The sequence below is a fragment of the Pantoea sp. A4 genome (genome assembly GCF_000295955.2).
GTDB classification, from domain to species: domain Bacteria; phylum Pseudomonadota; class Gammaproteobacteria; order Enterobacterales; family Enterobacteriaceae; genus Pantoea; species Pantoea multigeneris.
In genome coordinates this window covers 69,302-92,057 of the sequence record NZ_ALXE01000019.1, presented here as the reverse complement: position 1 = coordinate 92,057, position 22,756 = coordinate 69,302, and the positions used below count along the sequence as shown (strand labels likewise).

Annotated in this window: 18 protein-coding genes; 12 read left to right on the top strand and 6 right to left on the bottom strand. The window is 53.2% G+C overall.

Annotation, left to right across the window (positions count from 1 at the left end; genetic code table 11):
• The first annotated feature begins 64 nt into the window (after positions 1–64).
• The 5 genes from sohB to acnA all read left to right on the top strand — a co-directional run bounded on the left by sohB (position 65) and on the right by acnA (position 9,243).
• Positions 65–1,111 (top strand): protease SohB, encoded by a 1,047-nt coding sequence (sohB, locus tag B880_RS0104895; RefSeq protein ID WP_017346261.1) that lies wholly within the window; start codon positions 65–67, stop codon positions 1,109–1,111.
• Between the two features lie 449 nt (positions 1,112–1,560).
• Complete coding sequence (gene topA, locus B880_RS0104885; RefSeq protein WP_017346259.1) at positions 1,561–4,158, top strand: type I DNA topoisomerase; 2,598 nt, start codon at positions 1,561–1,563, stop codon at positions 4,156–4,158.
• Positions 4,159–4,347: 189 nt separating this feature from the next.
• A complete protein-coding gene (cysB, locus tag B880_RS0104880; protein WP_017346258.1) occupies positions 4,348–5,322 on the top strand; it encodes an HTH-type transcriptional regulator CysB in 975 nt (324 codons plus the stop codon).
• A 487-nt stretch (positions 5,323–5,809) separates the two neighbouring features.
• On the top strand, positions 5,810–5,968 hold the full coding sequence (locus B880_RS25935; RefSeq protein WP_071524375.1) for a YmiA family putative membrane protein: 159 nt from the start codon (positions 5,810–5,812) through the stop codon (positions 5,966–5,968).
• 590 nt (positions 5,969–6,558) lie between these two features.
• Positions 6,559–9,243: an aconitate hydratase AcnA gene (acnA, locus tag B880_RS0104870; protein WP_017346256.1), complete on the top strand. Its 2,685-nt coding sequence runs from the start codon at positions 6,559–6,561 to the stop codon at positions 9,241–9,243.
• A 40-nt stretch (positions 9,244–9,283) separates the two neighbouring features.
• Here the strand turns inward: acnA and ribA are convergent, their stop codons facing one another.
• On the bottom strand, positions 9,284–9,877 hold the full coding sequence (ribA, locus tag B880_RS0104865) for a GTP cyclohydrolase II (protein ID WP_017346255.1): 594 nt from the start codon (positions 9,875–9,877) through the stop codon (positions 9,284–9,286).
• Between the two features lie 227 nt (positions 9,878–10,104).
• On the opposite strand from ribA, the gene pgpB reads away from it, so the two are divergent.
• From pgpB to yciH, 5 genes are all read left to right on the top strand, one after another.
• The gene (pgpB, locus tag B880_RS0104860) at positions 10,105–10,869 is read left to right on the top strand and encodes a phosphatidylglycerophosphatase B (RefSeq protein ID WP_017346254.1); all 765 of its coding nucleotides are present in this window, start codon (positions 10,105–10,107) and stop codon (positions 10,867–10,869) included.
• A 128-nt stretch (positions 10,870–10,997) separates the two neighbouring features.
• Complete coding sequence (locus tag B880_RS0104855) at positions 10,998–11,279, top strand: LapA family protein (protein ID WP_017346253.1); 282 nt, start codon at positions 10,998–11,000, stop codon at positions 11,277–11,279.
• Between the two features lie 6 nt (positions 11,280–11,285).
• Positions 11,286–12,455, top strand: coding sequence for a lipopolysaccharide assembly protein LapB (gene lapB / locus B880_RS0104850; protein WP_017346252.1), 1,170 nt, complete (start codon positions 11,286–11,288; stop codon positions 12,453–12,455).
• 167 nt (positions 12,456–12,622) lie between these two features.
• Positions 12,623–13,342: an orotidine-5'-phosphate decarboxylase gene (gene pyrF / locus B880_RS0104845; RefSeq protein WP_017346251.1), complete on the top strand. Its 720-nt coding sequence runs from the start codon at positions 12,623–12,625 to the stop codon at positions 13,340–13,342.
• Positions 13,342–13,665 carry a stress response translation initiation inhibitor YciH gene (gene yciH / locus B880_RS0104840; RefSeq protein ID WP_017346250.1) on the top strand — a complete coding sequence of 108 codons (324 nt, stop codon included), beginning with the start codon at positions 13,342–13,344 and terminating at the stop codon, positions 13,663–13,665. The genes pyrF and yciH overlap by 1 nt, the downstream gene beginning before the upstream one ends.
• 67 nt (positions 13,666–13,732) lie before the next feature.
• On the opposite strand, the gene osmB is transcribed toward yciH, so the two are convergent.
• The gene (gene osmB, locus B880_RS0104835) at positions 13,733–13,948 is read right to left on the bottom strand and encodes an osmotically-inducible lipoprotein OsmB (protein ID WP_017346249.1); all 216 of its coding nucleotides are present in this window, start codon (positions 13,946–13,948) and stop codon (positions 13,733–13,735) included.
• A gap of 349 nt (positions 13,949–14,297) precedes the next feature.
• Here osmB and B880_RS0104830 point away from each other — a divergent pair, with 349 nt between their 5' ends.
• Positions 14,298–14,987 carry an L-ribulose-5-phosphate 4-epimerase gene (locus tag B880_RS0104830; RefSeq protein ID WP_017346248.1) on the top strand — a complete coding sequence of 230 codons (690 nt, stop codon included), beginning with the start codon at positions 14,298–14,300 and terminating at the stop codon, positions 14,985–14,987.
• A 178-nt stretch (positions 14,988–15,165) separates the two neighbouring features.
• Positions 15,166–16,035 (top strand): crotonase/enoyl-CoA hydratase family protein, encoded by an 870-nt coding sequence (locus B880_RS0104825; protein ID WP_017346247.1) that lies wholly within the window; start codon positions 15,166–15,168, stop codon positions 16,033–16,035.
• Positions 16,036–16,050: 15 nt separating this feature from the next.
• Here B880_RS0104825 and pdeR read toward each other — a convergent pair whose 3' ends face one another.
• The 4 genes from pdeR to B880_RS0104805 form a co-directional block, all read right to left on the bottom strand.
• On the bottom strand, positions 16,051–18,033 hold the full coding sequence (gene pdeR, locus B880_RS0104820; protein WP_017346246.1) for a cyclic di-GMP phosphodiesterase: 1,983 nt from the start codon (positions 18,031–18,033) through the stop codon (positions 16,051–16,053).
• A gap of 157 nt (positions 18,034–18,190) precedes the next feature.
• A complete protein-coding gene (locus B880_RS0104815) occupies positions 18,191–18,475 on the bottom strand; it encodes a CstA-like transporter-associated (seleno)protein (protein ID WP_017346245.1) in 285 nt (94 codons plus the stop codon).
• Positions 18,465–20,534: a carbon starvation CstA family protein gene (locus B880_RS0104810; protein ID WP_017346244.1), complete on the bottom strand. Its 2,070-nt coding sequence runs from the start codon at positions 20,532–20,534 to the stop codon at positions 18,465–18,467. Before B880_RS0104810 ends, B880_RS0104815 begins: the two co-directional genes overlap by 11 nt.
• Before the next feature lie 183 nt (positions 20,535–20,717).
• Entirely contained in the window at positions 20,718–22,652 is a 1,935-nt protein-coding gene (locus tag B880_RS0104805; protein WP_017346243.1) for an exoribonuclease II, read from the bottom strand.
• Positions 22,653–22,756 lie beyond the last annotated feature (104 nt).

Genomic DNA, 22,756 nt, shown 5'->3' with positions numbered 1-22,756 from the left:
GAAACGGTAAAGCAGGTAAACTTACTGACGTATCTAAAACTCTGTTTAATAAGAAGGCAGCCGAATGGATCTCCTTTTCAGCTATGGGTTATTTTTAGCAAAAGTCGTGACGCTGGTGGTCGCTGTTGCCGCTATTGTTTTGATCGTGGTCAACGCCGCGCAACGTAAACGCAACCAGGCTGGGCATCTCCAGCTCACTGACCTCAGCGATGATTATCAGCAAATGCAGGATGATCTGCGTTTGGCCAAGATGAAGCCAGAGGCGCAGAAGCTGTGGCAGAAGCAGCATAAGAAAGAGGAAAAGCTCAAGGCGAAAGCGGCAAAACGCGATGCGAAGCAGGGCACGGTGGCAGCAGCGAAACCGACTCTCTACGTGATTGATTTTAAAGGTAGCGTTGATGCCCACGAAGTCAGCGGCCTGCGTGAAGAAGTCACGGCGATTCTGGCGGTTGCCACGCCAGGGGATGAAGTCCTGATCCGTCTGGAAAGCCCTGGTGGGGTGGTGCATGGCTATGGTCTGGCGGCTTCCCAATTGCAGCGTCTGCGTGAAGGTGGGCTGCGCATCACGGCGACCGTGGATAAAGTGGCGGCCAGTGGCGGCTACATGATGGCTTGTGTGGCCGATCATATTGTTGCCGCTCCGTTCGCCATTCTGGGTTCAATCGGTGTAGTGGCACAGATCCCTAACTTTAATCGCCTGCTTAAACGCAATGATATTGATGTGGAACTTCACACCGCTGGGCAATATAAACGCACTCTGACGCTGTTTGGCGAAAACACCGATGAAGGCCGCGAAAAGTTTCGTGAAGATCTCGATGAAACACATCAGCTGTTCAAAAGCTTTGTTCACCAGATGCGACCGAAGCTCGATCTGGAAAAAGTGGCGACCGGTGAGCACTGGTATGGTCGTCAGGCGTTGGATCTCGACCTCGTGGATGCTATCGCCACCAGTGACGATGTGATCATCAAACAAATGCATCATTTCAGCGTACTGCGCGTACATTATGCGCGTCGTCGTAAAATGATGGACCGTTTCAGCGCCAGTGCCAGCCACGCTGCAGAGCGTTTGCTGGTAAAACTCTGGCACCGTGGGGAACGCCCATTGCTCTAACGTAGCAGACAAGGCAAAGCATCGGCTTTGCCTTTTTCTTTGCTCGCCAGGAATCTTCTCTTTTTTTCTCTATACTCTGCCAGATGTTACTGTCCCTCGGCGGCATTTTTTTCATTATTCTTCGGCGTGAAGCGTCACTCAGTATTTATCTTAACTGTGTGAAAAAACTGGCGAAAAAATCAGCTCAGTGCTAATTAAGTTGCGTAACAGATTTTATCAGGTAGAGTGTGGGCCACTCAGTTTATAGGGGGATCGCACCAGGAAGTGCGGTGGCATCAGGCGGAAAACGCGTCAGTAATCAAGATGTTGTAGTAGCCATACAGACCTGCCTGAGATTGGCCCAGCCACCTTGAAAGCGGATTCAATGTCCACAATATTGAAGCCATTCAGGTTTGCGGGCAGTACATTCTCTCCCGTTTCAGGACGTTTTAATTAGGTAAAAGGTAGATATGGGTAAAGCACTCGTAATTGTTGAGTCCCCGGCAAAAGCCAAAACTATCAATAAATATCTCGGTAATGACTACGTGGTTAAATCCAGCGTCGGTCATATTCGTGATTTGCCGACCAGCGGTTCAGCCAGCAAAAAGAGTGCCGACGCAGCGGCGACCAAACCCGCTAAGAAGGTCAAAAAGGACGAGAAGTCTGCGCTGGTTAGCCGTATGGGCGTTGATCCCTGGCACGGTTGGCAGGCTGACTATCAGATTCTGCCCGGCAAGGAAAAAGTGGTCGCCGAGTTAAAAGCGCTGGCTGAAAATGCTGACCACATCTACCTCGCAACCGACCTTGACCGCGAAGGGGAGGCCATCGCATGGCACCTGCGGGAAGTGATCGGTGGTGATGACAAACGTTTTAGTCGTGTGGTGTTTAACGAAATCACCAAAAACGCGATCCGTCAGGCATTTGAAACCCCTGGCGAGCTGAATATCGATCGTGTTAATGCCCAGCAGGCGCGCCGCTTTATGGACCGCGTGGTGGGTTATATGGTTTCGCCACTGCTCTGGAAGAAAATTGCGCGCGGCCTCTCTGCAGGACGCGTACAGTCCGTTGCCGTTCGCCTGCTGGTGGAACGTGAACGCGAAATCAAAGCCTTTGTCCCGGAAGAGTACTGGGAGCTGAAAGCCGATCTCACCACGCCAAAAGGCGATGCGTTGCCGGTGGAAGTCAGCCATCAGGGTGAAAAACCTTTCCGTCCGGTCAATCGTGAGCAGACGCTTGCGGCGGTTGCGGTACTGGAGAAAGCCCGTTACGAAGTGCTGGAACGTGAAGATAAACCGACCAGCAGCAAGCCGGGTGCACCCTACATTACGTCCACTCTGCAACAAGCCGCGAGCACGCGCCTCAGCTTTGGCGTGAAGAAGACCATGATGCTGGCGCAGCGCCTGTATGAAGCGGGTCACATCACCTATATGCGTACCGACTCAACCAACCTGAGTCAGGACGCGGTGGCGATGGCGCGTGGATATATTGAAGATAACTTCGGCAGCAAATACCTGCCGGAGAGCGCCAACTCCTATGCCAGCAAAGAAAATTCGCAAGAGGCGCACGAAGCGATTCGCCCATCGGACGTCAATGTCCAGTCTGAGCAACTTAAAGACATGGAGGCGGATGCACAAAGGCTGTATCAGCTGATCTGGCGTCAGTTTGTGGCCTGTCAGATGGTGCCTGCCCAGTACGACTCGACCACACTGACGGTCAAAGCGGCTGACTTCCGCCTGAAAGCCAAGGGTCGCACCCTGCGTTTCGATGGCTGGACCAAAGTGATGCCTGCGCTGCGTAAAAATGATGAAGATCATACGCTGCCGCCGATCGGTGTTGGCGAAGCGTTGGATCTGGTGCAGTTACTGCCGAGCCAGCACTTTACCAAACCCCCGGCGCGCTTCAGCGAAGCCTCACTGGTGCGTGAGCTGGAGAAGCGTGGAATTGGTCGTCCTTCGACCTATGCCTCAATCATCTCCACCATTCAGGATCGCGGTTATGTACGGGCAGAGAACCGTCGCTTCTATGCGGAAAAGATGGGGGAAATCGTTACCGATCGCCTGGAAAATAATTTCCGCGAACTGATGAACTACGATTTCACCGCACTGATGGAAAACAGCCTCGACCAGGTAGCCAATAACCAGGCCGAGTGGAAAGGCGTGCTCGACTCCTTCTTTGCCGATTTCAGCCAACAGCTGGACCAGGCGGAGAAAGATCCGGAAGAGGGCGGCATGCAACCCAATCAGATGGTACTGACCTCGATTGACTGCCCGACCTGTAGCCGTCAAATGGGCATTCGTACCGCCAGTACCGGTGTGTTCCTTGGCTGCTCTGGCTATGCGCTGCCGCCAAAAGAGCGCTGCAAACAAACCATTAACCTCATTCCTGAAAATGAAGTACTGAACGTTCTGGAAGGGGATGATGCGGAAACCAATGCCCTACGCGCGCGCCGCCGTTGTGGCAAGTGTGGTACCGCAATGGATAGCTACCTGATCGATAACCAGCGTAAGCTGCATGTCTGCGGTAACAACCCAGAGTGTGACGGTTACGAAATCGAACAGGGTGAATTCCGTATCAAAGGCTACGATGGCCCGATTGTTGAGTGCGAAAAATGTGGTTCTGAAATGCACCTGAAAATGGGGCGTTTCGGCAAGTACATGGCCTGTACCAATGATGAGTGTAAAAACACCCGCAAGATCCTGCGCAACGGTGATGTCGCGCCGCCGAAAGAAGATCCGGTGCCGTTACCTGAACTGGCCTGTGAAAAATCAGATGCCTATTTCGTGTTGCGTGATGGCGCAGCAGGAGTGTTCCTTGCAGCAAACACTTTCCCTAAATCACGTGAAACCCGTGCACCGTTAGTGGAAGAGCTGCAACGCTTCGCCGATCGCTTGCCAGAAAAGTTGAAGTATCTGGCAGAGGCTCCGGCAACGGACCCTGAAGGTAACAAAACTCAGGTACGTTTCAGCCGTAAAACCAAACAGCAGTATGTCTCCTCTGAAAAAGAGGGTAAGGCAACGGGCTGGTCAGCATTCTATGTTGATGGTCAGTGGCAGGAAACCAAAAAGTAAATTCGCCTCACAAAAGGCCCGCTTCCAGCGGGTCTTTTTTTCTCCGCCTTATACCTAAACGTTCTACTCTTGTCTCCGGAATGATATAGTGGTTATAGAACTTCCGAATTTTCCTGACACTCTGCCACTGGCACCGTATTAAGGGGCTACCAGGGACCCGGTGCTGTCGCTTACGGAGACAGATCTGATATGAAATTGCAGCAGTTACGCTACATCGTCGAAGTGGTTAACCATAACCTCAACGTCTCTTCGACGGCGGAAGGCCTCTATACCTCGCAGCCTGGCATCAGTAAACAGGTGCGTATGCTGGAAGATGAGTTGGGCGTTCAAATTTTTGCCCGCAGTGGTAAACATCTTACGCAGGTCACGCCCGCCGGTGAGGAAATTATCCGCATCGCGCGTGAAGTGCTGTCCAAAGTGGATGCGATTAAGTCGGTTGCGGGAGAGCATACCTGGCCAGATAAAGGCTCATTGTATGTCGCAACCACCCATACACAGGCGCGTTATGCATTACCTGGCGTAATCAAAGGGTTTATTGAACGCTATCCCCGAGTCTCGCTGCACATGCATCAGGGATCACCGACGCAGATTGCCGAAGCGGTTTCTAAGGGCAATGCGGATTTCGCCATCGCGACGGAAGCGTTACACCTCTATGACGATTTGATCATGCTGCCTTGTTACCACTGGAATCGCTCTATTGTAGTGACGCCAGACCATCCACTGGCGAACAAAGCCCAGGTCACGATTGAGGAACTGTCTGAGTATCCTCTGGTCACCTACACCTTTGGCTTTACCGGTCGCTCGGAACTGGATACCGCTTTCAACCGTGCCGGACTTACGCCACGTATTGTGTTTACTGCAACCGATGCCGACGTCATTAAAACGTATGTCCGGCTGGGGTTAGGGGTGGGCGTTATTGCCAGTATGGCAGTAGACCCGGTTTCCGATCCGGATCTGGTGCGGATTGAAGCTGCTGAAATATTCACCAACAGCACGACCAAAATTGGTTTCCGCCGCAGCACCTTCTTACGCAGCTATATGTATGATTTTATTCAACGTTTTGCACCTCACCTGACCCGTGACGTCGTCGATACGGCGGTGGCTTTACGTTCCAATGAAGACATTGAAGCGATGTTTAAGGATATAAAGCTCCCCTTTAAATAATTCGCCTGGTTATTATCCAGCCTAAGGCTGTTCACAGCAGCCTTAATAACCTTCTACGGTGATGTTTTTCTTGCCATAATTTTGCAAATGTTTTGTAAATGAAACATAGCTCACAGGTTTTTTCATTGTTCTCTCTCAAATGAGAATCAGAACACAATTCTTACGCTTTTCTTTTGCCTGTTGCCAGGAATATTCCCATACTCAACTTAACAAGATGAAGTCGGGCTTATAGATTAAGGCTTTTAAATGTTTACTCTATTTATAAGTGGATCTAAATACATTTTAACTCAAATTTTTCGAAGAAATTTTCGATTAATTTGAATGAGATAAACAACATTAACATTGCTTAATGATGTGATTTGATAAATAGGCTTAATCGTAGTGCTCAATAAAAATAACTGGATTTTTGGTGATTAGCCGTTTAGGATTCGTCCTAAAGATTAATCGTTGTTATCAATCGTTTTATTGAGAGTGATTATCAAAAGCTATGACTACAAGACTGACTGTACAACCGGAATTCCGGGCTAAGAGCAACAAGGCTGAGCGCTCTGGTGACATCCGTCGTAAGGCCTGGTTAGCGGTATTCGCGATGTCTGCCCTATTCTGGGTAGTGGTTGGAATGATGATTTGGCGTTTCTGGAGTTAATAATATGCTGGCGAGAAGCTGTAACTGGAAAATTCGCGTTGCAAACCAGAAACGCAAAGCGCCTTCTTGTGAGAGCAAAGTCAAAGATACGGCCCGGGAAGAGAAGGCGATACCCAAATCCTGGCAAGTTAATGACCAGCAGCGCTGCTTTATAGAGTCATTGATGGAACCTAAGAACAAATAACAGCAGTAAGCAATGTCAGACAGCTAAATAATAATTCTTCTTATTTACCGGCCATCCGGTGGGCATATTAAAAGCCCAATTTCTCACTCAGCAAATCGGTATCATCCACTCAGGATGATGATTGTGGGATTTTTTCGCCTGAATCTGGCGGAGGTATAAGATGAACATGACATCAGTATCATGGTTCGGCGTCTATGCATTCTCATTAAGTTTTTGGGCGCTTGCCCTGTGGCTAACCTTGTAACGCGCTGATTATTCAATTAAACCCCGTGATAAAGACGGGGTTTTTTGCTTTCTGGCATGTGGCAATTTGTGTTGTAATCAAATTGTTAGCAGTAATTTACGCTATCTTTATTAGTAACCTTGCCAACCTTGAGGTTAAACAGGGAAATAATAAGGAGGCGCTATGCCAGTTACATTACGTGAGCAAAGTCAGGACACCCTTCAGGTCAATCAACATCAATACCACTATTTCAGCCTGGCGAAAGTCGAACCTCAGCTAGGTAGCGTTGAGCGACTGCCCAAATCCCTTAAAGTATTACTGGAAAATTTACTGCGCTGGCAGGACGGCATCTCGGTGACCGCAGAGGATATCCAGGCGTTGGTAACGTGGCAGCAGCAGGCCCATGCTGACCGGGAAATTGCCTACCGTCCGGCGCGGGTATTAATGCAGGATTTCACGGGTGTGCCTGCGGTAGTCGATCTGGCGGCGATGCGTGAAGCGGTTCAGCGGCTGGGCGGGGACGTGGCAAAAGTGAATCCCCTGTCGCCGGTTGACCTGGTCATTGACCACTCCGTTACCGTTGACCGTTTCGGCAATGAAGATGCCTTTGAACAGAACGTGCAGCTGGAAATGTCGCGCAATCATGAGCGGTACGTATTCCTGCGCTGGGGGCAACGGGCCTTTGATCAGTTTCGTGTTGTGCCGCCAGGCACCGGGATTTGCCATCAGGTTAATCTTGAATACCTTGGCAAAGCAATTTGGCAGCAACAGGTGGGCGATAAGACGTGGGCCTGGCCGGACACGCTAGTTGGCACCGATTCACATACCACGATGATTAATGGATTGGGTGTTTTAGGCTGGGGTGTCGGTGGCATCGAGGCGGAAGCCGCCATGCTCGGCCAGCCAGTCTCCATGCTGATCCCGGATGTGGTCGGCTTCAAACTTACGGGTAAACTGCGTGCCGGGATTACCGCGACGGATTTAGTGTTGACCGTTACCCAGATGCTGCGCAAACACGGCGTTGTGGGCAAATTTGTCGAATTTTATGGCGATGGCCTGGCGGATTTACCGCTGGCAGACCGGGCGACCATTGCCAATATGGCGCCGGAATATGGCGCAACCTGCGGCTTCTTCCCCATTGATGAAGTGACGCTGAGTTATATGACCCTGACCGGGCGCGACAGCGACCAAATTGCCATGGTGGAAGCCTACGCTCGCGCACAAGGGATGTGGCGTCATCCTGGCGATGAACCGATCTTCACCAGCACGCTGGCATTAGACATGAACAGCGTAGAGTCCAGTCTGGCGGGGCCGAAACGGCCACAAGATCGGGTGGCGCTGGCCGATGTGCCACAGGCTTTTGTCGCCAGCACCGAACTGGAAGTGAATTTACCGGAACATGCCGATAAATCGGTGAGTTACCGGGATGAACAGAGCGGGGAGACGGTGACGCTAGCAGACGGTGCGGTGGTGATCAGTGCCATTACTTCCTGTACTAACACCTCCAATCCCAGCGTTTTGATGGCTGCCGGTCTGCTGGCGCAAAAAGCGGTGGAGCTTGGGCTACAGCGCAAACCCTGGGTGAAAGCCTCACTGGCTCCCGGATCAAAAGTGGTGTCTGATTATCTGGCGCATGCCGGATTGACCCCGTACCTCGATGAACTCGGCTTTAATCTGGTGGGTTACGGTTGTACTACCTGCATCGGGAACTCTGGACCGTTACCGGATGCGATTGAGGCGGCGATCCGCAGCGGCGACCTGACTGTAGGGGCGGTGCTGTCTGGTAACCGTAATTTCGAGGGGCGCATCCATCCGCTGGTGAAAACCAACTGGCTGGCCTCTCCACCGCTGGTGGTGGCCTATGCGCTGGCGGGGAATATGAAAATCAATCTGGAGAGTGAGCCTCTGGGAACCGATCGTCACGGGCAGCCGGTGTACCTGAAACAGATCTGGCCTTCACCTGAAGAGATCGCGGCTGCGGTGGCACAAGTTGACGTCAGCATGTTCCACAAAGAGTACGCCGAAGTGTTTGACGGTACGCCAGAGTGGCAACAAATTAAAGTCAGTGAAGCCGCTACCTACGACTGGGATGAAGATTCAACCTATATTCGTCTTTCTCCCTTCTTTGACGGCATGGAAGCGCAGCCAGCACCGGTTCAGGATATTAAAGGCGCACGACTTCTGGCCTTGCTCGGAGACTCCGTCACCACCGATCACATCTCTCCGGCAGGCAGTATTAAAGCCGACAGTCCAGCAGGGCGCTATTTGCAACAGCATGGCGTAGCACGTGAAGACTTCAACTCGTATGGTTCACGCCGGGGTAATCATGAAGTGATGATGCGCGGCACGTTTGCAAATATCCGTATTCGAAATGAAATGGTGCCGGGCGTGGAAGGGGGCTATACCCGCCATTACCCCAGCGGCGAACAGTTGGCGATTTATGACGCGGCCATGTTGTATCAGGCTGAAGGCACACCGCTGGCGGTGGTTGCCGGTAAAGAGTATGGCTCCGGCTCCAGCCGTGACTGGGCCGCCAAAGGGCCACGCTTGCAGGGCGTGCGAGTAGTTATTGCCGAGTCATTTGAACGTATTCACCGCTCGAACCTGATTGGTATGGGGATTTTGCCGCTGGAGTTTCCTGAGGGCGTCAACCGTAAAACCCTGGGACTGACCGGGGAGGAGCAGATTGATGTGCTGAACCTGAGTCAGCTATCTCCCGGTGCAGCGGTGGCGGTGGAAATCACCTATCCAAACGGGGAGCGGCGGACGGTGACAACCCGTTGCCGGATCGATACCGGCAACGAACTGGACTACTATCGCAATGACGGCATTCTGCACTATGTCATACGCAATATGCTGAAATCATAACGTCACAGTGCCAGACCGCAGGGTCTGGCAGCCGGCGCAATTACTCTTTCGACAGCAGATGGCCCATTTTCTCGGCTTTAGTATCGAGATAGTGGGCATTTTTCGGGTTGCGCCCGACGATGAGTGGCACACGTTCAACAATGTTAATACCCGCCTCTGTGAGGATCTCGACTTTGCGCGGGTTATTGGTTAACAGGCGCACTTCATCCACACCCAGCAGTTTGAACATATCCGCGCACAGCGTGAAATCACGTTCGTCTGCGGCGAAACCCAACTGATGGTTGGCTTCTACGGTATCGTAGCCCTTATCCTGCAAGGCATAAGCGCGGATTTTGTTCAACAAGCCAATGTTGCGGCCTTCCTGACGGTGGTACAGCAACGCACCGCGTCCCTCTTCAGCGATGGCATTCAGCGCGGCTTCCAGTTGGAAACCACAATCACAGCGCAGGCTGAAAAGCGCATCGCCCGTCAGACACTCAGAATGGACGCGCGCCAACACGGGCGAGCCATCGTTAATATCGCCATAAACCAGTGCAACATGATCGTGTCCTGTTGCCAGTTCTTCAAATCCCACCATCAGGAAATCACCCCAAGGTGTAGGCAGTTTGGCTTCTGCCACTCGTTTAAGCTGCATGTAACTCTCCAGAACCTTCAGAGGATGCGCTATCATCGGGATAACGCACAGGCCAGAGTGGCCTGAAAAACTGACACTATTCTGCCATAAGCCACCGCAGGGCGGTTACTCAGTCAGAGCGATTATAGTGATAAAGCACGATTATCTACGCTGCAACAACTTATGTTATTCTTTTTTAAGCTAAAGTTATGCATAGTCGAATTGATTAATCTGAATCAGGGTATGGCATGTTGAACATTTTGCGGCGGATTTCACTGGCAACGGCGCTCTTACTGGTCATGCCGATCACCGTCTGGCTGACGGGTTGGCACTGGCAGCCCGGAGCCAGTGACCTGAAATTAAAACTCTTTTTTGCCGTCACCGAAACGGTCACCCGTCCATGGGGCACCCTGACCAGCCTGCTGATTAGCGCCTGGGTATTATGGTGCCTGCGCTTTCGCCTTAAGCCTGCGCTGGTACTGCTGGCGATCATGAATGTGACGGTGATTGCAGGGCAATATACCGGCTCACTGATTAAAAATCAGGTGCAGGAAGCGCGTCCCTATGTGGTGTGGCTGGAACAGCATCACGGTATTGATGAGCGGGTCTTTTATCAGCAAACGCGCACTGAACGCAGTGCCATGGTCAATCGTTTACTGGTGGATGAGCAGACCGTACCTGGCTGGTTAAAACGCCACTGGGCATTTGAAACCGGCTTTGCTTTTCCCTCGGGTCATACCCTGTTTGCCGCCAGTTGGGCGCTGTTGGCTGTGGGGCTACTCTGGCCGCGCAAACGCTACCTGACGCTGGTGATCATTTTTGGTTGGGCCTGCGCGGTGATGGCTAGCCGGTTGCTATTAGGCATGCACTGGCCACGGGATCTGGTCATGGCAACGGTGGTTGCCGGGGTATGGGTTAGCGTAGCCACCTGGCTCGCGCAGCGTTTCTGTGGGCCGTTGACCCTGCCGCCGGTTGAGCAAAAAGAGGTACAAGAGCGTAATAATGGATTGTAATTATGTTCCTCAACCCCATATAAAGAGTGATGCTAAACAAACAGTCCTTCAGCATGTGCGCTGGAGGGCAGCATTTTTGTCGCAATTTTGGCATACTCGTACCGGATAACCTCACAACAGGATGCACTGTGAAATATTTGCTGATTTTTTTAGTGGTATTGGTCATTTTTATCATTTCCGTCACGCTCGGTACGCATAACGACCAGGTTGTTACCTTTAACTATCTGTTAGCACAGGGACAATTCCGCATTTCAACGCTGCTGGCAACCCTGTTTGGCGCAGGCTTCTTGTTGGGCTGGGCCATTTGTGGATTGTTCTGGCTGCGTCTTCGTGTCTCACTGGCTCATGCCCAGCGCAAGTTGAAGCGTTTACAAGCGCAGAATGCCAGCACACCAGTTGCCCGGGACTGATCGATCATGCTCGAACTGCTGTTTCTGTTACTTCCTGTTGCGGCTGCCTACGGTTGGTACATGGGCCGACGCAGTGCGCACCAGGATAAACAACAGGACGCCAATCGCCTGTCGCGCGAGTATGTCGCAGGCGTCAACTTCTTGCTCTCCAATCAGCAGGACAAAGCGGTTGATCTGTTCCTCGATATGCTTAAAGAGGACAGCGGCACGGTCGAAGCTCACCTGACGCTGGGTAATCTTTTCCGCTCCCGTGGCGAAGTTGACCGGGCGATCCGCATTCACCAGTCATTAATGGAAAGTGCGTCGTTGAGTTACGAACAGCGCCTGCTGGCCGTACAGCAACTGGGGCGCGATTACATGGCCGCAGGTTTGTACGATCGCGCGGAAGACATGTTCACGCAATTGATTGATGAGACCGATTTCCGCATTGGTGCACTGCAACAGCTGTTAGTGATCCAGCAATCCACCAGCGAGTGGCAGCAGGCAATCGAAGTTGCTGAGAAGCTGGTGCGCCTGGGTAAAGACAAGCAAAAAATCGATATTGCTCACTTCTATTGCGAACTGGCCCTACAGGCAATGAGCAGCGACGATCTCGATCGCGCGATGACCTTGCTGAAAAAAGGCGAAGGCTACGACCGCAATTCAGCACGCATTTCCATTATGACCGGGCGTATTTTAATGGAGCGTGAAGAGTACGCCAAAGCCGCAGAACGCCTGCAAAAAGTGCTGGAACAAGATGTTGAGCTGGTCAGTGAAATGCTGCCGATGCTGGATATCTGCTATCAACGCCTTAATCAGCCTGAGGCCTGGGCTGCGTTTGTACAGCGTTGTGTGGATGAGAACAGTGGGGCATCGGCGGAACTGTATCTGGCGGATATTATTGAGCGCCAGCAGGGCAGTGAAGCCGCACAGGTGTATATCAACCGTCAGTTGCAACGTCATCCTACCATGCGCGTTTTCCAGCGCCTGATGGACTACCATCTGCATGAAGCCGAAGAGGGACGTGCCAAAGAGGGGCTGATGGTGCTGCGTGACATGGTTGGCGAGCAAATCCGCACCAAACCGCGTTATCGCTGCCAGAAGTGCGGATTTACCGGCAGTGCACTTTACTGGCATTGCCCTTCTTGTCGAACCTGGTCTACCGTTAAGCCGATTCGCGGGCTGGATGGACAGTAAACGTCCTTTTCCCCTAAATTTTGCCATCTAGTTACAACATACTGACAGCCGCTGCGCACTGATGGGTGCGTGCGGTGACTGTTTAACGTGTTTTATGCAGCAACGTTTGTCGATGATGGTCGGAGCGGGTAGAATGCACGCCGTTTGCCCATTGCCGAGGAAAAGTCATGTCTCACGTTCAGACCGCGATTGCTTCACCGATTCTGGTGGCGCTCGACTATCACAATATCAATGACGCGCTGCGTTTCGTTGATGGCATCGACCCCACCAGTTGCCGCCTGAAAGTGGGCAAAGAGATGTTTACCCTCTATGGCCCTTCGTTGGTGCGCGATCTGCAACAGCGTGGGTTTGAGGTGTTCCTCGATTTAAAATTCCATGACATCCCGAATACCACCGCCCATGCAGTGGCAGCGGCGGCGGATCTTGGCGTCTGGATGGTCAATGTACACGCCAGTGGTGGCGCGCGGATGATGAACGCGGCGCGTGAAGCACTGCTGCCGTTTGGCAAAGATGCACCGCTGTTGATTGCTGTCACCGTACTGACCAGCATGGACGAAGAGGACCTGAAAGGGTTAGGGATCACGCTGAGCCCGGCTGAACAGGCTGAGCGACTGGCTCGTCTTACCCGTGAATGTGGTTTGGATGGCGTAGTGTGTTCAGCTCAGGAAGCGGCACGCTTCAAACAGGTCATCGGCCAGGACTTCGCACTGGTCACGCCAGGCATTCGCCCGGTTGGCAGTGACGCAGGCGACCAACGTCGCATCATGACCCCGCAGCAGGCACAGCAGGCCGGCGTGGATTATATGGTTATCGGACGTCCGGTTACCCAGTCAGCTGACCCAGCCGCCACGTTGCAGGCTATCCTCAAGAGTCTGGAGGTGGCGTAATGGCTGAAGAAAATCGCCTGGTCTACTCCACCGACAGTGGCCGCATCCGTCAGGAAGAGGTCAAAGTGGCGCGCCCGAAAGGGGATGGCATTGTACGCATCCAGCGCCAGACCAGTGGCCGTAAAGGCAAAGGCGTCTGTTTAATCAGCGGTGTGGATCTGGACGATGCCGGATTGGCAAAACTTGCCGCTGAATTAAAGAAAAAGTGCGGTTGTGGCGGCGCAGTAAAAGAGGGCGTGATTGAAATTCAGGGTGACAACCGGGATTTACTCAAAACGTTACTTGAAGCCAAAGGTATGAAAGTTAAGCTGGCTGGCGGATAAGAGAAACGGGCGGCTTGTATGTCGCCCGCATATATTGTGTAGCTGTGAGAGCAAAAACGGGCAGCGATTAGTCGACCTGATGGCCGACAATACCCCCCACAGCGGCCCCACCAATCGTCCCTAGCGCACTGCCGTGCGTCAGCAAAGAGCCACCAACCGCACCGGCACCGGCACCAATAGCCGTATTACGGTCGCGACGGGACATGTTCGAACAACCACTCAGCGCGATCACCAACGTCGCGACCAGCACAGTAGTTGCAATGCGTTTTGTTGTCGTTGTCATAACGTCTCCTTGGGTTTCACACAGAGGCAACCCAGTAAGTATAGGTGGTACTTCATTTCTCATCTCTCCTGCGCCAGGTCCGAACGCCCCTTCCGTGATGGCAACAACATAATTTGATGAGCAGAGAGGACTGGCGGGAAAACGATACCAGGCAGAGGGTGAGTTCCAGCCGGTATCTGAGTAAATTTTATGCAACGATCGCGCAGCACGTAGGAAGAAAACTCCGAATTCCCCGCACATTTTTTTTCACACAGTCAGTTTCCGCTACCTCAACAGCCACGCCCTCCATAACACCCCCGGAATGAAAGTGTTCACACTATGAGTATTATTTCGCTGGAGGAGAGCAACGATGCTGGAGCAGCTAAAACAGCAGGTGCTGGAGGCAAACCTGGCTTTGCCACATTATCAACTGGTGACATTCACCTGGGGTAATGTGAGCGCGGTAGACCGTGAACACGGAGTTTTAGTGATCAAACCTTCCGGGGTCGATTATCGCGATATGCGGGCGGAAGATATGGTGGTGGTGGATCTTGCCAGTGGTGAAACCCTGGAAGGGCGGTTACGCCCCTCCTCAGATACCGCAACCCACCGGGCACTGTATCTTGCCTGGCCGGAAGTGGGGGGCATTGTGCACACCCATTCCCGCTATGCCACCATTTGGGCGCAGGCGGGACGCACGATTCTTCCTTTGGGCACGACACATGCGGACGAATTTTATGGCGCAATCCCCTGTACCCGCCTGATGCGCACAGAAGAGATTGAACACGATTATGAGTGGAACACCGGGCAGGTGATCATCGAGTCGGTGCAGGAGCCGCTGGCAGTACCGGCGATTCTGGTCAATGCGCACGGCCCATTCTGCTGGGGGAAAGATGCCGGCGCAGCGGTACACAGTGCTGTGGTACTGGAGGAGGTCGCCTGTATGGCGCTGCACAGTCAGCAATTGCAACCTCAGCTCAGTCAGATGCAGCAAAGCTTGCTCGACCTCCACTACCTGCGTAAGCACGGTAAAAATGCCTGGTATGGTCAGGCCCGCTAACGCCCCTTCGATCAGAATCCTGATAATTCTTTCACATAAGTTAATTTATTCCCTGCGCTTAAGTGCGGGGAATAACTTGAGATTTTACCAGTAAAATCAATATCCGATTTGGTAACTACCGACTCTGCATTAGGCTGGTTGTGCGTATAAACGCATCAAATAACCAGAGGAAAGAATTATGACAGTAATCAATCAGCCTACCTGCCGCCTGTTCACTGAAGCCGGGCAAATGACTCAACTCGCTGCTTACTATGAGGAAGGTAGACACACCATGTGGATGCTACTGCGTGCGCAGCCCCGTCCAAGCTTTAACCACGCCTTGATGGAGGAGATCATGAACCTGAGTTATACCGCTCAACGTGCCGGTATCCCCATTGATTTTTGGGTGACGGGTTCACTGGTGCCGCAGATGTTTAACGCCGGTGGCGATCTGGGCTTTTTTGTCGATTGTATTCGTAACAACCGTCGGGAAGCATTGCGAGCTTATGCGCGCGCGTGCGTCGATTGCATCCACGCTGCCGCACGGGGCTTTGATACTGGCGCGGTAACGCTGGCGATGATTGAAGGCAGTGCCCTGGGCGGCGGTTTTGAAGCGGCTCTGGCGCACCACTTCATTCTGGCACAGGATAATGCGCGGATGGGCTTCCCGGAAATCGCCTTTAATCTGTTCCCTGGCATGGGCGGTTATTCACTGGTGGCGCGTCGTGCGGGGATGAAACTGGCAGAGGAGTTAATTATGGAAGGGGAGTCGCACAGCGCTGACTGGTATCAAACCCGTGGCCTGATCGACAAAGTCTTCCAGCCAGGTGAGGCCTATCACACAACCCGTACCCTGATTGATACGCTACGGCCTAAGTTGAATGGCGTCAGGGCGATGCTCAAAGCACGTCAGCGAGTTTTACAACTGACGCGCACCGAGTTAATGGATATCACCGAAGACTGGGTCGATTACGCGTTTACCCTGGAAGCGAAAGATATCGCCTACATGGAGCGTCTGGTGCAGCGGCAAAACCGCCACATCGCCTCCGCGTTGCGTAAAGCGGGCTAATCTTCGCCCTCGTCGTTAGACCTGGGCAGGATGCTTCAGCCAATGCCCCAGTTGCTCTGCGGGCATTGGCTTTGCATACAGGTAACCCTGACGGCCATCCACGCCATTATCGAGCACGAATTTTTCTTCTTCTGCTGTCTCAATCCCTTCCGCGATCACGGCCAGTCCCAACGCATCGGCAACCGCAACAATCGCCCTTACCAGTGACTGGGAAACCGGTTGTTGATTGATATTACGAATGAAACTCTGATCCAGCTTGATGGCGTTAATCGGCACGCGGGCCAGTTGGGAAAGCGAGGAGTAGCCGGTGCCAAAGTCATCGAGGTGAACTTCCGCGCCCAGCTCCTGGAATTGTTTCATCAGGGTCAATGCCAGCGCCTCGTTCTCAATCAGACAGCTCTCCGTCAGTTCAATATCAATCGGGCAGGTGGTTAGGCCACAGTCACTTAATGCCTGGCGCAGATCGCTGTAAATGCTCTGGTCCAGTAGCTGGCGCGCAGAAACGTTGACGGCCACACGCAGGAAGATCCCCTGTTTCTGCCACTCAACCACCTGATGCAGGACGGCGAGCATGACCCAACGGCCTAACGGCACAATCAGACCCGACTCCTCGGCGTAGGGGATAAAACTGGCGGGTGAAATCATCCCGCGTTCGGGTGAATTCCAGCGCACCAGCGCTTCGGCGCTTCGCACTACACCATCGCGATCCAGCTTCGGCTGATAGAAAATCGTCAGCTGGTTTTGCTCCAGCGCTTTACGCAGGTTGGTATCCAGCCAGAGGAATTCAAACACCCGCTGATTCATCTCGCTGGCAAACAGACAGAAACGTCCCCGACCATTCTCTTTGGCGTGATACATCGCGGTATCGGCATTGCGAATCAAATTCTCGCGCGTATCGCCATGGAGCGGGGCGAGTGCAATACCCAATGAGCAGCCGCTATACACTTCGATCAGGCCGATGCGGAACGGCTGGCGCAGGCGATCCAGAATACGGCAGGCCATCGCTTCCAGTGCCGCCAGGCTGGTATCTTCGGCGAGGATCAGGAACTCGTCCCCCCCTAAACGAGCCAGCGTTTGCTGCTTGCCGAGGCAACTCAGGATCGCCAGGGAAACGGCCTGTAGCAGCTGATCGCCAAAAATATGGCCGTAGGCATCGTTGGCTTTCTTGAAGTTATCCAGGTCGAGATAGACCACGCCAGTCTGTTTATCACCGGCGATCTCCAGCGCATCACTGATTTTCTGATGGATGGCATTCCGGTTAGGTAACCCGGTGATGGTATCGGTATTGGCCAGGACGCGCAGCCGCTCCTGGGCGCGTCGCTCCTCCGTAATATCCGTACCAGAACAGATAAGAAAAATTTCGTTTTTGCCACTGCCGCTGTGGACAAATTTATTGCGAAACAGAAACAGGCGTTGACCTTTTTTCGTTTTAATCCAACGTTCTACTTCATAAGAGTGACCATCACGGAAGAAACCAGCGATGTTGCGCCGCGAGGCCGCCGCTTCATCTTTTGTCATAAATAGCTGGAACACATTGCGGCCAATCACTTCCTGTTCCTTCAACCCGGTGTACTCTTCACTCAGGCGGTTGAAGCGTTGGATATAGCCACGCTGGTCGAGGATGACGATGACAGAATTGGCTTCAGACACCACCTGTTCGGCAAACGACAGCCCTTGCGTCAGATCGCGTGCTACTGCGGTAGTATCGCCCCAGGCTGAAGCCGTGCCCGCCCAGGAGCTTTGATTGACCTTGCGACCGACAAAGTGCATTGGCACTGCTTCACCGTGTAGCAGCAGGGTAAGATTAATACTGGATGTGATGACCGTCATACTGCGGAGCAAGGCAGCCTGTGCAGGTAACAAGGCTAAAGCGTGCTGGGTGGTCGATTTCTCATCTGCTGCCAGATTCAGGGCGTCACTGTCTGCCGCCAGCCGCCAGTGTGGGCTGGTGGTGCCGAACAAGGTATACAACAAGGTTTGCCCTTGTTCATCGGTCATGGTATCTCCTCCGGGACAAACATTTGCAAACTTTATCTCGTTATTTTAGCAACACTATTGAAGCCGTGACTTCAGCACAAGATGTAAGCGAAATAAATTTTTTGTCGCAAAAATAAAACCAAAATTAAGCCCCGCCATGCGGGGCTTAACTATTTCATTAACAAGGACATTTCCCCACTTTCCCTGGCTCGCTCGGGAAGCGGGCATTCAGGCAGTAGCGGTGAAACTCCTTTTCAGTCATGGGTGTGGTTTGGGGATGGTTTTGACGCATATGCGACAGATAATATTGATAATCACGCACGCCAACCATTAAGCGAAAGCTCTCTTTTATCCCTTTCCACATACGCTGCCAGCGTGATCCTGCTGGCAGGGCGAGGGCCATACAGCGTGAAATCTGTAATGGGCCTTGCAAGCGCAGCGGCGGGCAGAGTTTAGCGGACATGACGCACCTCCTCACGCAGTTTCACAGCTGATTCATGCACAGTCGGATTTTCGCTATGTAGTGCACGACGAATCACAAAGAAGGCCGCCACCAGCATGGTCACGGCAACCAGCATAAAGAAGCCGCACAGCAAGGCATTGATCTGATTACTCAGCACAATGGTCTGCATGTCTGCCACGCTTTTCGCCGGGGCAATCACCACCCCATCGGCAATCCCTTTACTGAACTTGTTCGCCTGTGCCAAAAAGCCGATAGACGGTTTTTCATGGAAGATTTTCTGCCATCCTGCGGTCATGGACGTGATAAACAGCCATGCGGTTGGCAGAATAGTGACCCAGGCATAGCGCTGTTTTTTCATTTTAAATAACACGACCGTACCGAGGATCAGTGCCATTGATGCCAGCATCTGGTTGCCGATACCAAACAGCGGCCACAGGGTATTGATCCCGCCCAGGGGGTCAACCACGCCCTGATAAACAAAGAACCCCCAACCGGCTACTGCTACCGCCGTCCCGGCAATATTACCGATCCACGAACGGTTATTGGCAAGAGAAGGCACCACCGTACCCACCAGATCTTGCACCATGAAACGGCAGGCGCGCGTACCGGCATCCACAGCAGTCAGGATAAACAGGGCTTCAAACAGAATGGCAAAGTGATACCAGAACGCCATCATCGCCCGGCTGTTGAACACATCGGTAATGATATGCGCCATGCCGACGGCAAACGTCGGTGCGCCACCGGCGCGCGACAGAATAGAGCTTTCACCCACATCACGCGCAATACCGCTGAGCATCTCAGGTGTCACCACGAAGCCCCAGCCGTTTATTGCCTGCGAGGCGCTTTCAACGGTGGTGCCAATCAGTGCCGCGGGTGCATTGAGGGCGAAATAGACGCCTGGATCGATAACCGTGGCACAGATAAGCGCCATGATGGCGACAAAGGATTCCATCAGCATGGCACCATAGCCAATAAAGCGAATATGACTTTCTCGCTCAACCAGTTTCGGCGTGGTGCCACTGGACACCAGCGCATGGAAGCCAGAAATGGCCCCACAGGCAATGGTGATGAACAGGAACGGGAACAGTGCACCGGAGAAGACCGGTCCGGTGCCGTCAACAAAACGCGTCACCGCAGGCATTTTCAGCTCTGGCATCGCAACGACAATCCCCACCGCCAGCCCGATAATGACGCCAATTTTCAGGAACGTGGAGAGATAGTCACGGGGAGCCAGCAGCAGCCACACCGGTAACACCGAAGCGATAAAGCCATAAATCACCAGCACCCAGGTCAGCGTAGTGCCTTTCAGCGTGAAGAACGGCCCCCAGAATGGGTCGGTGGCCACCTGGCCGCCATAAATAATCGCGGCCATCATCAGCACAAAGCCAATCAGGGAGACTTCCGCAATTTTTCCCGGCCGCAGGAAGCGCATGTAAATGCCCATGAACAGCGCAATGGGAATGGTGGCCGCCAGGGTAAACAGGCCCCACGGGCTTTTCGCCAGCGCTTTAACCACCACTAACGCCAGTGCGGAGAGAATGATGATCATCACGCCAAACGCCCCGAGCATGGTCACCACGCCGGCAAAATGCCCCAGCTCCTGACGTGCCATTTCACCCAGCGATCGGCCATCGCGGCGCGTAGAGATAAACAGTATCAGGAAGTCCTGTACGGCACCCGCCAGCATCACACCGACTAAAATCCATAACGTGCCGGGCAGGAAACCCATTTGCGCCGCCAGTACCGGCCCGACCAACGGACCTGCTCCGGCAATCGCAGCAAAGTGGTGACCAAACAACACCCATTTATTGGTGGGCACATAATCCAGACCATCATTCAGACGTTCTGCTGGTGTAAGGCGTCTGTCATCCAGTTCAAAAATGTTACGTGCAATAAACAGGCTATAAAAACGATAAGCAATGCTGTAGCAGGCTACGGCGGCGACCACTAACCACAGGGCATTGACATGCTCACCGCGATTCAGTGCCAGCATGGCAAAGGCTACTGCACCTATTAACGCCACAGCGAACCAGAGGATACCGGTTTTGACGTTCTTCATGACAAAGCTCCTTGTTGGGATCGGAAAAAGGGCGATCGGAAACAACAAGTTAAAAGTAATGTAAGGAAATATTAGGGAAAGAGAATCAGGAGAGAAGTGTGAAGCATGGAGCAAAATTATAAGCGGGCGTAATGAAAAGAGAAAAGTGCGGGATAAAGCGATTTATCCCGCACGGCTTTATGCTCAGGCGGCTGGGCGAGCCACAACGCTACGCGTTTCCATACGCACTTCGGCGATGGTGACATCAATAATGTCGGTCACGCGGTAAGCCACTTCACCTTTGATCTGCACGGTGCCGTTCTCCTGGCTGCAAACCAGTTCATCACGCACGGCGTGAATGAACGGAGCCGGGATAAAGGCCACCGCACCGTTCTCCAGCAGGCGAACGCGCATGCCACCGCGAGAGACATCAATGATCTCTGCGCTGAATTTGCGATCGGTCCCTGCAGAAGGGGAAAGGAAGCGGGCGTACAGCCAGTCACCCACATCACGCTCTGCCATACGGTTCAGACGACGACGTTCACCCATGATCACGGTCAGGTTGTCATCCGGACGCGCGGCTTCGTCACCACGGATAATCGCCTTCAGCAAACGGTGGTTGATCATGTCGCCAAACTTACGGATTGGTGAGGTCCAGGTGGCGTAGGCTTCCAGTCCCAGACCGAAGTGCGGGCCTGGCTGGGTGCTGATTTCCGCAAAGGTCTGGAAACGACGGATACGGCTATCGAGGTACTGAGTCGGTTCAGCATCAAGCTGACGGCGCAGCACACGGAAACCTTCCAGCGTGGCAATACTGACCGGATCAACGGTGATGCCGTGATTTGCCAGCACTGCGGCGGCCAGTTCAGCATTCGCAGTATCAAACCCGGTGTGCAGGTTGTAGATCCCGAAGCCCAGACGGTCGGCCAGTACATGGGCGGCACAGATATTTGCCAGAATCATGCACTCTTCAACGATGCGGTTCGCGATGCGACGCTGTTCCGCAACGATATCCAGTACTTCACCTTTCTCACCCAGGACAAAACGGTAGTCTGGGCGATCTTTAAACACCAGCGCGTGGTTTTGACGCCATGCACTGCGTGCCTGGCAAACGCGATGCAGCAGACGAATCTGTTCTGCAATCGCTTCGGTGGTCGGCTGCCATTCGCCCTGGCCTTCCAGCCAGTCGGAGACTTCGTCATAAACCAGTTTGGCTTTTGACTCGATCCAGGCTGCGAAGAACTGCACATCAGCGGCTGGCGTACCATCGGCGGCGAGCGTGACACGGCAGGCCAGTACCGGACGGCGCACATTTGGACGCAGCGAACAGATGTCGTCAGACAGCGCGCGTGGCAGCATTGGAATATTAAAACCAGGCAGATAGTTGGTGAAGGCGCGCTTAGCGGCAACCTTGTCCAGCTCGCTACCTTCGGCCACATAGGCGGTTGGGTCAGCAATGGCGATCGTTAAACGCAGCTGACCATCGTCCAGGGCTTCGACGTGCAGCGCATCATCCATATCTTCGGTGCTGGCGCTGTCGATAGTGACGAAATCCAGCGCGGTAAGATCTTCACGCGTGAGATTCTCTTCCAGCGTATCGTTGAAGGCAACTTCCGGCGCTTCGCGTTCGAGATTGTGGCGTGACAGCGTTACCCACCACGGTGCCAGGTGGTCATCCGCAGTGACAACAAACTCCGTCAGCTCAGCGTAAAACCCACGATCGCCCTTGAGCGGGTGGCGGCGCATTTCAGCAACGGCCCAGTCACCTGCCTGGAAATCATGTTGCAGTTCGCGTACCGGGCGGCAAGGAATAGCGTCTTTTAACAAAGGATGATCCGGCACGATGGACAGGCGGTCATCTTTTTTCTGAATACGGCCGACGAAGCGGCTGAGGAACGGCTCAACCAGCGACTCTGGTTCAGCACTTTCGCGATCTTTATCCGTTTTGATCAGCGCAACGATACGATCGCCATGCATCACTTTCTTCATCTGTGGAGGTGGGATGAAGTAGCTTTTCTGCGCGTCGACTTCAAGAAAGCCGAAACCTTTATCTGTGGCTTTCACCACACCTTCCGCGCGAGGAGTCTGCGCGTGGAGCTTCTCTTTGAGCTGCGCTAGCAGCGGGTTATCCTGGAACATAGCGTCTTTCGTTTCGTGGCCTATTAGCGGCTGACAGTTTTACGCGATTCATGCCGTCACAGCAAGGCAAAAAGGGGGGAAAAGCCGGTTTCCCGGCTTTTGAT